We start from the raw sequence: 12,465 nt of genomic DNA on the forward strand, positions 1-12,465 counted from the left end.
CGGGCGTGTTCTTGCGCCCAGATTGCAGGGATGTCGCGGCGCGCTCAAGGGCGCACCTTCAGCTTGGACCGGAGGTCGACCCGCTCAGAAGGGTCTGAGCTCGGAGATCTGCTGGTCCTCGAGCCTGAAGCGGACCTTCTGGCCGACCGTCGCCGCGCCGAGCAGGGCCGTCTTGCTGACGGCGAACGGCATGCTTCCGGCCGGCCAGCCCAGGGCCTCGACGGCCTCGTAGGCGATGGTGACGCGGCCGGTGGTCGGATCGATCGCCTTCACCACGCCGATGATCTCCGGCGGGCCGTTGGGCGCGGCGCGGGGTTTCGGCGCCTCGCCCGGCACAGGCGCCGGGGCCGAGCGGCCCGACCGGCCCCCGCCGCCGTGGCCGCCACCTCCGCCGGATTGGGCCAGCGCGGCCGGCGCCGCCAGCAGGGCGATCAGCAGGATCAGCAGGATTCGTTTGAGCATGGTCACGGTCGGTAGCATTCCAGCCAGGGTTGGTGCGCAAATGAGGCGGGACAGGAACGATCCGATCTCATCCTTGAAACCCGCCAGTGAGTAAAGCGCCCCGCCACGACCGGCGATGACGGCCTAGACGTCCAGGTCGGCGACCGCGAACTCGGCGTTTTCCTGGATGAATTGGAAGCGCAGCTCGGGCTTGCGGCCCATGAGCTGCTCGACCAGCGCTTCAACGACTTCCTCGGCGCGCGGCAGGGTGACGCGGGCGAGCGTGCGCTTGGAAGGATCCATGGTGGTCTCCTTCAGCTGCGAAGGCATCATCTCGCCGAGGCCCTTGAAGCGGCTGATCTCCGGCTTCTTGCCCTTGAATTCCCCGGCCAGCAGCTCGTCGCGGTGTGCGTCGTCGCGGGCGTAGACGATCTTAGTCCCGTGGCTCAGCCGATAGAGCGGCGGCAGCGCCAGGTAGAGCCGTCCTGAGCGGATCATGTCCGGCATGGTCCGGTAGAAGAAGGTGATCAGCAGGCTCGCGATGTGGGCCCCGTCGACGTCGGCGTCGGTCATGATCACCACGCGGTCGTAGCGCAGGTCCTCTTCCTTGAATTTCGCCCCGCCCTGGACGCCCAGCGCCAGCAGGAGGTCGGTGAGTTCCTTGTTGGCCCCAAGCTTGTCGAGGGTGGCCGAGGCGACGTTCAGGATCTTGCCGCGCAGGGGCAGGATCGCCTGGCTCTTGCGGTCGCGGGCCTGTTTGGCGGAACCGCCGGCCGAGTCGCCCTCGACCAGGAAGATCTCCGTGCCGTCGATGGCGTTGCCCGAACAGTCGGCGAGTTTGCCGGGCAGCCGCAGCTTGCGGGTCGCCGAGGCGCGGGCGACCTCCTTGTCCTTGCGGCGCTTCAGCCGCTCCTCGGCGCGTTCGATGACGAATTCGAGGAGGGCGGAGGCGGACTTCGGCTGAGCCGTCAGCCAGTGGTCGAAGGGATCGCGCAGCGCGGTCTCGACCAGCCGTTGGGCGTCGGCGGACGACAGCCGCTCCTTGGTCTGGCCCTGGAACTCCGGATCGCGGACGAAGACGCTGACCAGGGCTCCGGCCTGGGCCAGCACGTCGTCGGCGGTGAGGATCGTCCCGCGCTTCTCGCCGGTCAGTTCGGCATAGGCCTTCAGGCTGCGGGTGAGGGCCGCGCGCAGGCCGGCCTCGTGGGTACCGCCTTCCGGCGTCGGGACCGTGTTGCAGTAGGACTGCATGAAACCGTCGGCCTCGCCGAAGCCGGCCGGGGTCCAGGCGATGGCCCATTCCACCTTGCCGCTCTCGCCGGGGCGGGAATAGCGGCCGGTGAAGGGCTCGGGCGTGACGGTCTCGATGTCCTTGATCCGCTCGGCCAGGAAGTCGGCGAGGCCGTTGGGGAAGCGGAAGGTGGCCTCCGCCGGGGTCTGGTCGTGGATGCGGGACGGGTCACAGGACCAGCGGATCTCGACGCCGCCGAACAGATAGGCCTTTGAGCGGGCCATGCGGTAGAGGCGGGCGGGCCTGAAGGCCACGCCCTCGCCGAAGATCACCGGGTCGGGGGAAAAGGCGATGGCGGTGCCGTGCTTGCGGGTGGCCCCAAGTTTTTCGATGCCGCCCAGCGGCCGCCCGCGGGTGAAGGCCTGGCGCCATTCGAAGCCATCCTTCCAGGCCGTCACCTCGACCCGTTCGGACAGCGCATTGACCACTGAGACGCCGACCCCGTGCAGGCCGCCGGAGGTTTCGTAGGCCTTGCCGGAGAATTTCCCGCCGGAGTGCAGGACGGTCATGATGACCTCCAGCGCCGACTTGCCGGGATGCTTGGGGTGCGGGTCCACCGGGATGCCGCGCCCGTCGTCGACCACGGTCAGCAGGCCGTCGGCGTCGAGGCGCACGGAAATGACCTTGGCGTGGCCGGCGACGGCCTCGTCCATGGCGTTGTCGAGCACCTCGGCGAAGAGGTGGTGCAGAGCGCGCTCGTCGGTGCCGCCGATGTACATGCCCGGCCGCTTGCGGACCGGCTCGAGGCCTTCGAGGACCTCGATGTCCTTGGCCGAATAGCCGCCGGTCGGGGCGGCGCCTTGTGGCCGCGGCTCGTGGCTCTCGGCCAGCGGCGACGCCGGCGCGGGATTCAACGCGTCGTCGAACAGGGAGGCCTGGGGCTGGGCGGCGGACTTGGCGGGAGGCGGGGACATGGACCGGTAAGCGTGGGGCGATTCTGACTGCGCCCGATATGAATCGCCCCAGGCGCGAAGGCAATGCGGCGGGGCGTTGCGCCGTGCACTCTTACGCTCAATTGCCGCGGAAAGGGCGCCTCTCGACAGCCGCGCTTGGCCGGGCTCCAATCAAACCTAAAGGGGCCGGACAATGTCGAGCTGGAAGGATCCGGAAATCGCAGGCGTGAGGGCGCTCTTGGCGTCGCGCCAGCCTGCGCCCGGCGCGCCGCCCCCAAGCCGCCAGGAGCAGCGCGCGGCGATGGACGCCTTTGGCGAAATGGGCGCCCTGCCGTCCGGCTGTTTCCACGAGCCCCTGACGGCGAGCGGGGTGAAGTGCGAGCGGGTGGCGCCGCTGGGCGCCGTCGACGGACGCCGCATCCTCTACCTGCACGGCGGCGGCTATGTGGGCGGCAGTCCGCGCAGCCATCGGCCGCTGGCGGCCAGGCTGGCCGAGGCGGCCCGGTCCACGGCGATCGTCGCGGAATACCGGCTGGCCCCCGAGCACCCCTGTCCGGCGGCGGTGGAGGACGCGCTCGCCGTCTACCGCTGGATGCTCGACCATGGGGCCGAACCCGAACGGACGGTGATCGCCGGCGATTCCGCGGGCGGCGGCCTGACCCTGGCCATGGCCCTGGCGCTGAAGGACCAAGGCTTGCCGCAGCCGGCGGGCCTCCTCCTCATCAGCCCCTGGGTCGACCTCACACAGTCGCACGACACCCATGCCTCGAAGGCGGCCGACGATCCGATGATCAGCAAGGACCGGCTGGACGAAAGCGCCGCGGCCTATCTCGGCGGATCGGACCCGCGCGACCCCATGGCCTCGCCGCTGTTCGGCGACCTCGCGGGCCTCGCGCCGCTCCTGATCCAGGTCGGGTCGGAGGAGGCGCTGCTGGGCGACAGCCTGATGCTGGCCGAACGCGCAGGGCATGCGCGGGTCGATGTCCGGCTGGAGGTCTGGCCGGAGATGATCCACGTCTGGCACGCCTTCGGCGGCCAGCTCGCCGCCGCCCGCCGGGCCATCGCCGCCGCGGGCGTCTGGATGGACGGGCGGCTGGGCGGCTGACGGCGCCGGCGGTGCGGATCGCGCTCCTCGTCCTGGCCCTCTGGTGCGCCGCGACCTCAGCGGGGTCCGCGCCGCAGCGGCTGGTCGTCTGGGGCTGGGAGCGGCCGGAGGACCTGCGGTTCATCGGGCCTGACGTCGAGGTTGCGGTGCAGACCGGTTTTGTCGTGCTGTCGGGCGATGCTGTCATCGCGCGCGGCCGGAGGTTTCCGCTGCTGGCCCCGCCCGGGCAGGTCACGACGGCGGTGGTCCACATCCAGATCGATCATCACCACCCCTTGGCGTGGAGCGCGCAGCAGCGCGCCGCGGCGGCGAGGGCTGTGCTGGCCTTGCTGCGCGCGTCCGGGGTGCGGCGCGCGCAGATCGACTTCGAAGTCCGAAGGTCCGAGCGACGCATCCTGCTGGACCTGCTGAGCGACGTCCGCCGCGACCTGCCACGGGACATGAGCCTGTCGATGACCGCGCTCGCTTCCTGGTGCGACACCGAGGGCTGGTTGGGCGCGGCGCCGGTTGATGAGATCGTGCCGATGCTGTTCCGGATGGGCCCCGGCGGTGCGGCCTTGCGGGGCAGGCTGGAGGCCGGCGGAGACTTCGCCGATCCGCGTTGCCGCGCGGCGCTGGCCGTCTCCACCGATGCGCCATTGCGGCGCGCGCCGACGCAGCGGAGGATTTACCTCTTCAGTCCGCGAAGCTGGACAGCGGCGGACTTCCAGGCCTTGCGGCGGAGGGTAGGGGGATGGGCGTCCAACGGCGGCTGACGGCGTTGCTCGCGGCGCTGGCTTTGGCGTCGAGTTGGAGCGGCCTCGCGCGCGCCTCAGGCCCCAGCGAAAGCGCGCCCTGGTACCTCGACGAGTATGGCGGCGATCCGGCGGACTTGAAGACCTTCTATGAGGGACGGACCGGCATCGTCATGCCGACCGCCCCCAGGCCTATGCTGTTCATCAGCTGGCGGCTGCTGCACGGCCAGAAAGTGGGGGCGGTGGCGGGCGAGGGGCTGTCGCGGCCCTGCTGCGGAGGCTCATGGTGGGCGTCGCGCTCGCCGGGGACCGGCCAAGGCGCCTGGCTGGCCGCCCGCGTCATGGTGCCGGGCGCGGTCAAGCTGGATTACATCCGGACCGAACGGGACGGCCCCAACTACGCCTCTATGCCCAACTGCTTCGACGAGGCGTTCGACACCGCCACGGCGGTCTTGAAGGAGCGCATTGCGCAGCACGGCGCGGGCTCGCGGGAGGTGGGGGCCTGGCTCGCGACCCAGGACGCCGTCTTTAAGAGCTGCAGGGAGGCCGGCGTGATCATGCCCTCGCCCCTGGCCGGCGCGCCGGCCTGGCTGATGGCGGACCGCGCCTACCAGGAAGCGGCCCAGGCGCTCTACGACGGGCGCAATGAGGAGGCCGCGGTGCGGTTTGCGGAGATCGCGCGCGACCGGGGCTCGCCCTGGAGGAGCAGCGGCCTCTACCTGACCGCCCGCGCCCGGGTCCGTGGGGCCCTGGCGCAGCCGGGGCTGGACGCCTTCGCCAAGGCCCAGGTGGCCCTGACGGCGCTCTCCGCGGCGCCCGCGGGGACCTTCGGCCAGGGCGAGGTGAAGCCGCTTCGCAGCGTGCTGGCCTTCCACGAGCGGCCCAAGGAATTCCTGGCCCAGGTGGGCCGCGAGCTGGCGCAGCCGCAACCCACCGCCGACTTCGCTGTGATGTTTCGCGACTATTCCGAGCTCGCCGACGCCGAAGCGACGAAGCCGGAGCTCATCGACTGGATCGCCACCATGCGGGCGCGCCCGGTCGCTGGCTCGGGCGAGAGCACTTCTGAGCAGGAGGCGGCCGAGGCTGCGGCGGCGCGAAGGGCGGCCTTGGACCACGCCAGGGCCCGCTGGCAGGCCGGACGTGACGTGGCGTGGCTGATCGCGGCGCTCAGCCTCACCGATCCCGGCGATCCGGGGGCGGCCGAGCTGGCGAAGGCCGGCGACGCGGTGGCGCCCGCCAGCCCGGGTTGGCTGACCGTGCAGTATCATCTGATCCGGCTGACGCTCTCCAGCCGACCCGCGGCGGCGAGCCGCGCCCGGCTGGACGCCATCCTAGCGCGGCGCGACCTGTCCCTCAGCGACCGCAACATCTTTACGGCCCAGCGGGCGCAGGCGGCGGCGAGCCGCGAGGACTTCATGCGATACGCCCTGCGCAAGCGGCTCTGCCCGGACGATCTACGATCCTGGGACAATGCGAAGGCGCAGGAACCGAGTTGTGTCCGGCAGTTCTGGAACGACTCCATCCAGCCGAGCGGAATCTACGACGGGGTCGGCGGCAAGGGGACGACCGGCTTCGGCGAGGACGCGCGCGCGGCCATCGATCGCGCGCCGCTGGCCACACGGATCGCCATTTCGCAGGACAAGGGGTTGCGGCCGGCGCTTCGGCTCGACGTGGCGCTCACCAGCTATGGCCGCGCCGTGCAGCTGCAGGACAATGCGGCGATCGACACCCTGTCGCGCGACCTCGCGACCCTGTTGCCGCTGATGGCGGCCGACTTCCGGGGCGTGGTCGCCGCGAAGCCGGGGCCCGACAAGCGGTTCGCAGAGTTCCTGGTGCTGGCCAAGATCCCGGGGCTGCGCGACGACCTGGTCGACCTCACCCGGCCGGAGGGCGCCCGGGTGGTCGACTTCCAGAGCTACTGGACGGACTGGGTGATCATGTCCGCCCGTGCGCCGCCGCCCCGAGCGCCGCGGCCGCTGGCGAACTATCAGAACGACGGCTTCGGCGTGCAGGCCTGGTATGGCGACGGGCGCGGCACGCCGGACCCGCGCACCGACCTCACCTGCCTCGGCGAGTGCGGCGTGGGCGCCTCGCCCGTGCGCCTGCCGGACTTCATCGCCGCCGGCCAGGCCCGCGCGGCCGTCGAGCGGCGCTACTTCACCACCTTCGACCAGCGCTACGACGGCAAGCCGCAGCCCTATCCGCCGGGCGGCGTCGCGGCCTGGGATGAAATGATCGACTACGCCAAGGCCCACCGCGGCGATCCCCGCGTGCCGGAGGCGCTGCACTGGCTGGTCCACGTGGGCCACTTTGGCGGCAGCCACAAGCACTCGGGCCAAAGGGCTTTCAAGCTGCTGCACGCCCGCTACGCGGGGTCTGCGTGGGCCAAGACGACGCCCTACTACTACGACTGATCGGCCTTGGCGTCGTTGTGGCGCGAACCGGAAATTACCGGGCTGACGCAACGGTAACGATTCCGCAATTCTCGGCGGGAAAATCGGTCATAGGCTCGGCTGGATCAAACCCGGGGTTGTTCGCATGACTGGCAAATCCGTCTTCCTGGCCGTCTCGGCCTTGGCCCTGGCCACGGTGGCCTCGCCGGTCTGGGCCGCCGATTGCAAGCTCGAAAAGGTCGCCGAGCTGCCCGTGAGGATGCAGAACGGGCGGCCCACGGTGGCGGCCAAGATCAATGGGCGGGACGCCACCTTCGCGGTGGCCAGCGGCGACTTCTACAGCATGGTCTCCACCGACGCGGCCGCCCGGTTCGGCATGAAACCGTCGCTGGCGCCCTTCGGCCTGCGGGTCAGCGGTATCGGGGGCGCCGACGCGGAGGCCAAGGTGGCCAAGGCCGACAGCTTCGAATTCCTGGGCAACAACTTCCGCAACCAGGAATTCCTCGTCGGGCCCCGGGCTGGCGGTCCGCTCGCCGCGGGCGCCATCGGCCAGAACTTCCTGGGCGCCCTCGACGTCGAGTACGACCTCGCCAACGGCGTGATCCGCTTCTTCAAGACCGAGAAATGCGGCTCGGCCAACCTCGCCTATTGGTCCGAGGGAAAGACGGTCTCCAGGATCCCGATCGAAAACCCGACGCCGGCGCTGTCGACCGTGATCGCCAGGGCCCGGGTCGACGGCCACAGCATCCGCGTCAAGTTCAGCTCCGCCACGACGTTCTCCTACCTGAGCACGCCCGCCGCGGCGCGCGCGGGCATCCGGCCGAGCTCCGAGGGCGTGCTTGCCGCGGGCCTGATCTACGGGCTCGGCGGGAAGGGGCTGGAGACCTCGATCTCGCCCTTCGAGAGTTTCGCCATCGGGGACGAGGAGATCAAGAACACGCGGCTGCGGGTCACCGACCTCGACATGGCCAACACCGACATGCTGCTGGGGACCGACTTCTTCCTGTCTCACCGGATCCTGGTCTCGAAGAGCCAGCGCAAGATCTACTTCACCTATAACGGCGGCCCGGTATTCAAGCTCGATCAGGCGGGGGCTCAGCAGGTTCAGGCCCAGCCGGCGCCGGTCACGGTCGCGACCGCTACGCCTCCCGCGGCCTCGACCGAAGGGGCGCCGACCACCGCCGCCGACTTCAGCCGCCAGGGCTCGGCGCTGGCCGCGCGGCGCGACTTCCCCGCGGCCATCGCCGACTTCACCAAGGCGATCGAACTGGAGCCCAACGAGGCGCGGCACTATCACGATCGGGCGCTGGCCCATCTGGGCGCGCGCCAGCCGGTGCTGGCCATGGCCGACCTCGACCAGGCCCTCAAGGCGCAACCGGACGACGTCCAGTCCCTGATGACCCGGGGCGAGCTCCTGATCCAGCGCCACGACCTGACGCGCGCCCAGGCCGACTTCGACACGGCGATCAAGCTGGCGCCGGAGAACCACAACCTGCCGCTGCGGGCTGGCAGCGCCTATACCCGGTCCGGGAACTTCGAACAGGGGATCCGCGAGTACGACAGCTGGCTCGCGGCCCATCCCAAGGACGTGGACGCCGCCCAGGTGCTGAACGCCCGTTGTTTCACCCGCGCGGCCTGGGGCAAGGAGCTGGAAACCGCGCTGGCCGACTGCGACGCGGCGGTGAAGCGGGGCGGCAAGACCTCTGTCGTGCTCGACAACCGCGGCCTGGTGCTGCTGCGGCTGGGGCGCGTCGACGAGGCGATCAAGCAGTATGACGCCGCGATCCGGGCTCAGCCGAAGGCCGCCTGGGCGCTCTACGGCCGCGGCCTCGCCAAGCTGCAGAAGGGCGATAAAACGGGCGGCGACGCCGACATCCAGGCCGCCACCGCCATCGCGCCCAACCTCCCGCAGGAGGCCAAGCGCTACGGCCTGGCGGCCGGGGACGCACCCGCCGCCGCGGCGCCGACGGCCGGCTAGGGGAGCGCGCCCCGCTCGCCCGGGAGGTGCGCGGCGAAATGGAAGCCCACATTGACGGCAGAGCTGATTGGCTTGCCGTCGAGCGTCGCCGGCTTGAGCTTCAGGTACGACTGGAACGCCAGCAACATGGTCCCAAACCCCTTTCCCGGCGGGTTCTGGTAGACGGCCATGCACTGGCGGAGATCGCCGAGCGTTCCCTGCTGGCAGTTCATCACCGCATAGCCCGGTTTGCCCGACCGCCAGGCCGCGTCCGTATAGCTGATCGAGAAGTCGCCGGCCTTGGGCTCGACCCGCCAGTCGGCGGGCGTGTCCGGGACCGGCCAACTCGCGGTGATCACGACATCCCGGTCTTCGTCGGCGCCCTGCGGAAGCACGACCCGGTACTTGGGTGCGAGGGATAGCAGCGCCGCCCCAAACCCCGCGCCGCGCGCGAGCGTGAGCTGGCAATCGGTGAGCGCTCCTGAGGCTGCCGCCTTACAGTGCATGACGGCGCTGCCTTGAGGCTTCCGCCCCTGCGGCGCGGCGGCCATGACTTCGGCGTCCGACGGAACGGCCAGCACCTTCTCGTCGCCCGGACCGAAGACGCTGGTGACGCCTCCATGGCCCAGTTCCTGGGCCGAAGCCGGCGCGGCGACGGCGGCCAGCAGCCCGAGGACCGAGAGCCTATCTCTTCGCCGCATAGATCGCCGAGAGCAGGTCCGGAGTCCCCTCGATGCGCTCCAGGCGCGGGTAGCGCAGGCCGCCGTGGTAGTCGATGTCGACGGTGCGGTAGCGGTCGCCGGCCTTGATCAGGAGACTGATCGGCGGCCCGCCCTTCTTGGCCTCGGTGATCGTTTCCTTCAGCCGGTCGGAATCATAAGCGATGCCGTTGACGGCGATCAGCTTGCCGCCGACCGCGAGGCCGGCCTTGAACGCCGGGCCGCCCCATTGCACCGCGGTGATGTCGGCTTCCCGGCCGAGCGCCAGGCCGAGCGAATAGGTGAGGTCGGTCATCTTGCGGCGCGCCTCGGCCGACTTGAAATAGTCGGTGGGGGTCTCCGTGTAGACCAGCTTCCAGCCGCCGCGGGCCAGGCCGTCGAGCGGCGGCTTGGGGGCCACTTCGTTGATCCGCTCGTTGAGGAACCTCGCCCAGTCGTAGGGCTCGACCTTGTTGAGCGCGGCGACCACGTCATCGAAGGTGTAGGTGACCGGCGTCCAGCTGCCGTTCTCCACGCCGAAGAAGCTCTTGGCGAAGTCGTCGAGGGAGCGTTTGCCGCCGGACTTCTCGCGGATCAGGGTGTCGGCGTCGAGCCAGACGAGCTGGCCTTCGGAATAATAGTCCTCGCTGCGCTGGAAGCTCACCCAGGGGATCGGCCGGCGCGAGGCGATCACCGGATCGTCGGTGGTGTCTTCGACCGGGCGCCATTCGCGGCCGATGCGGCTGGCGTAGGTCGCGGCGGTGGCGGCCAGAGCGTCCAGCGACTCCTGCTTGGAGAGCAGCCCAGAACGGCCGGAGAGCACGAAGCCCCAGTATTGCGTCTGGCCCTCGTAGACCCAGAGCAGCGAGCCGCGCATCGGTACGTTGAAGTTCGGCGTCCAGAGGTCGGCCGGCCGGCGGAACTTGCCGTTCCAGGAGTGGGTGTATTCGTGGGGCAGGAGGTCTCGCGCCGACGGGGTCTTCGTCCAGCTGGTGAAGTAGTCGGGGATGGTGCCGTCCTCGCTGGAGCGATGGTGCTCCAGACCGGAGCCGCCCATGCGGTCGGAGAGCGAGAACAGGAAGTCGTAGTGATTGTAGTGGTGCGAGCCGTAGAGCTTGTAGGCCTGCTGCACGAGCGCCTTGTGCTTCTCGACCTGGTCGGGCGTGGCGTCGAGTAGTTCGGGCCGGTCGGCGATGACGTCCAGGCGCACGGGCGCCGGGCCGCCCGGATCGAGCTCGATCTGCCGGGCGTAGCGTCCGGCGATCATCGGCGAGTCGGCGAGGGTGTCGAAGTCGACGGCCTTGAACCGGGTGACGCCGCCCTCGACGCCGGCGGTCTCCAGGGCCGAGAAGTTGGTCCAGCCTTCGGGGAAGCGGACGCTGGGTTCGATCTGGATGCGGCGCGCGAAATGGCCGGCCGGATACATGGCCAGCGAGATCCACTGCAGGCTGAGCATCTCCGGCGTCATGACGATCCGTCCCTGGTCGCCGGTGGTGGCGGAGAGGAAGTCGAAGTCGATGTCGATGCTGGTCGCACCCTGCGGCACGTCGATGTGGAAGGCGAAGACCTCCACCGGATCGCGCATCCAGGGGATCACCTTGCCGTCGGCGTGGAACACCACGCCGCCGATGTTCTTCATCGGGCCGTTGGCCGCGTGGTTGCCGGGCAGCCATTGCGGATAGAGCACGGTCATCGGCCCGGCCTTGGCGACCGGGATCGTCTCGTGGACGCGGAAAATGTGGCGGTCGGTGTCGGTGGCGTCGACCGTGACCTTCAGGAGGCCGGGGTAGGGCAGGTCCTGCGGCGCCTCGGTCCTGGGCGGCATGGGAAAGGGCTGGGGTCCCGGCGAAGTCTGGGCGGCCGCGGAGCCGGCAAGGCAGAGGACGGCGGCGCAGGCGAAGAGGGCTGGCTTCAACGGAGATGACCTCGAACGGGGGCGGTTTTCCCGTTGTAGGGCCTCATCGGCGCAAAGCTCAACCGTCAGATGACGGATCGCCGTTCGGTTTGGGCGTCGGCGGTTCGCCGGTCTCGTCACCGCCCTTGACCTGTTCTTCGCTCGCCTCGATCAGCGCCTTCTGCGGCGGATCGAAAGCCGGGCCCAGGCCCAGCATCATCGACGCCAGCGCAACGCCGCCCTTGATGCTGCGGCCATGCCGCCGGCCGAGCCAGGCCACGAGCGGGGCCAGCGCCAGGAACGCCGCGAACGCCAGAAGAGTGCCGAGCCAGCCGGGCATACGGTCAAGGTGGGTGCCTGACCCCAAAAGAAAAGGGCCGCGGATTGCGCCGCGGCCCTGGTCTTCGGTCAGCTTTCGCCGGTTAGCACTTGAAGTACATGTCGAATTCGACCGGGTGGGGGTGCAGCGCCAGGCGCATGACCTCCTCCATCTTCAGCTCGATATAGGCGTCGATGAAGTCATCATCCATGACGCCGCCCTTCTTGAGGAAGGCGCGGTCCTTGTCGAGGTTGTCGAGGGCTTCCTTGAGCGAGCCGCAGACCTCCGGGACCTTCTTCTGCTCGCGCGGCGGCAGGTCGTAGAGGTTCTTGTCCATGGCCGGACCGGGATCGATCTTGTTCTCGATGCCGTCGAGGCCGGCCATCAAGAGGGCCACGAAGGTCAGGTAGGGGTTGCCCATGGGATCGGGGAAACGCGCCTCGATGCGCTTGCCCTTGGGGCTGTCCACGTGCGGGATGCGGATAGAGGCCGAGCGGTTGCGGGCCGAATAGGCCAGCTTCACCGGGGCTTCGTAGCCGGGCACCAGGCGCTTGTAGGAATTGGTCGTCGAGTTCGAGAAGGCATTGATCGCCTTGGCGTGCTTGATGATGCCGCCGATGTACCAGAGGCACATGTCCGACAGGCCCGCGTACTTGTCGCCGGCGAAGAGCGGCTTGCCGGACTTCCAGATCGACTGGTGGACGTGCATGCCCGAGCCGTTGTCGGCGAACATCGGCTTG

The 12,465-nt window shown here is 69.7% G+C and carries 9 protein-coding genes and 1 pseudogene; 4 read left to right on the forward strand and 6 right to left on the reverse strand.

What is annotated here, in order from left to right; genetic code table 11:
- Positions 1 to 84: 84 nt before the first annotated feature.
- Together ACESMY_RS20810 and parE are read right to left on the reverse strand one after the other, a co-directional pair.
- Positions 85 to 462: a copper-binding protein gene (locus ACESMY_RS20810; protein WP_372786552.1), complete on the reverse strand. Its 378-nt coding sequence runs from the start codon at positions 460 to 462 to the stop codon at positions 85 to 87.
- A 123-nt stretch (positions 463 to 585) separates the two neighbouring features.
- The gene (gene parE, locus ACESMY_RS20815) at positions 586 to 2,646 is read right to left on the reverse strand and encodes a DNA topoisomerase IV subunit B (protein ID WP_372786544.1); all 2,061 of its coding nucleotides are present in this window, start codon (positions 2,644 to 2,646) and stop codon (positions 586 to 588) included.
- A 172-nt stretch (positions 2,647 to 2,818) separates the two neighbouring features.
- On the opposite strand from parE, the gene ACESMY_RS20820 reads away from it, so the two are divergent.
- The 4 genes from ACESMY_RS20820 (at position 2,819) to ACESMY_RS20835 (ending at position 8,835) form a co-directional block, all read left to right on the forward strand.
- Positions 2,819 to 3,730 carry an alpha/beta hydrolase gene (locus tag ACESMY_RS20820; RefSeq protein WP_372786545.1) on the forward strand — a complete coding sequence of 304 codons (912 nt, stop codon included), beginning with the start codon at positions 2,819 to 2,821 and terminating at the stop codon, positions 3,728 to 3,730.
- A gap of 11 nt (positions 3,731 to 3,741) precedes the next feature.
- Complete coding sequence (locus ACESMY_RS20825) at positions 3,742 to 4,485, forward strand: hypothetical protein (protein WP_372786546.1); 744 nt, start codon at positions 3,742 to 3,744, stop codon at positions 4,483 to 4,485.
- A complete protein-coding gene (locus ACESMY_RS20830; protein ID WP_372786547.1) occupies positions 4,464 to 6,878 on the forward strand; it encodes a hypothetical protein in 2,415 nt (804 codons plus the stop codon). Before ACESMY_RS20825 ends, ACESMY_RS20830 begins: the two co-directional genes overlap by 22 nt.
- Before the next feature lie 124 nt (positions 6,879 to 7,002).
- Complete coding sequence (locus ACESMY_RS20835) at positions 7,003 to 8,835, forward strand: tetratricopeptide repeat protein (protein ID WP_372786548.1); 1,833 nt, start codon at positions 7,003 to 7,005, stop codon at positions 8,833 to 8,835.
- Here the strand turns inward: ACESMY_RS20835 and ACESMY_RS20840 are convergent.
- The 4 genes and pseudogenes from ACESMY_RS20840 to glnA form a co-directional block, all read right to left on the reverse strand.
- Positions 8,832 to 9,515, reverse strand: a complete 684-nt coding sequence (locus tag ACESMY_RS20840) for a hypothetical protein (RefSeq protein WP_372786549.1) — start codon at positions 9,513 to 9,515, stop codon at positions 8,832 to 8,834. The genes ACESMY_RS20835 and ACESMY_RS20840 overlap by 4 nt on opposite strands.
- On the reverse strand, positions 9,499 to 11,427 hold the full coding sequence (locus ACESMY_RS20845; protein ID WP_372786550.1) for a M61 family metallopeptidase: 1,929 nt from the start codon (positions 11,425 to 11,427) through the stop codon (positions 9,499 to 9,501). The genes ACESMY_RS20840 and ACESMY_RS20845 overlap by 17 nt, the downstream gene beginning before the upstream one ends.
- Positions 11,428 to 11,485: 58 nt before the next feature.
- A complete protein-coding gene (locus ACESMY_RS20850) occupies positions 11,486 to 11,746 on the reverse strand; it encodes a hypothetical protein (RefSeq protein WP_372786551.1) in 261 nt (86 codons plus the stop codon).
- An 82-nt stretch (positions 11,747 to 11,828) separates the two neighbouring features.
- Positions 11,829 to 12,465: pseudogene (gene glnA, locus ACESMY_RS20855) on the reverse strand (glutamine synthetase); the annotation flags it as partial.

It is taken from the genome of Phenylobacterium sp., assembly GCF_041691455.1.
Taxonomy (GTDB): domain Bacteria; phylum Pseudomonadota; class Alphaproteobacteria; order Caulobacterales; family Caulobacteraceae; genus Phenylobacterium.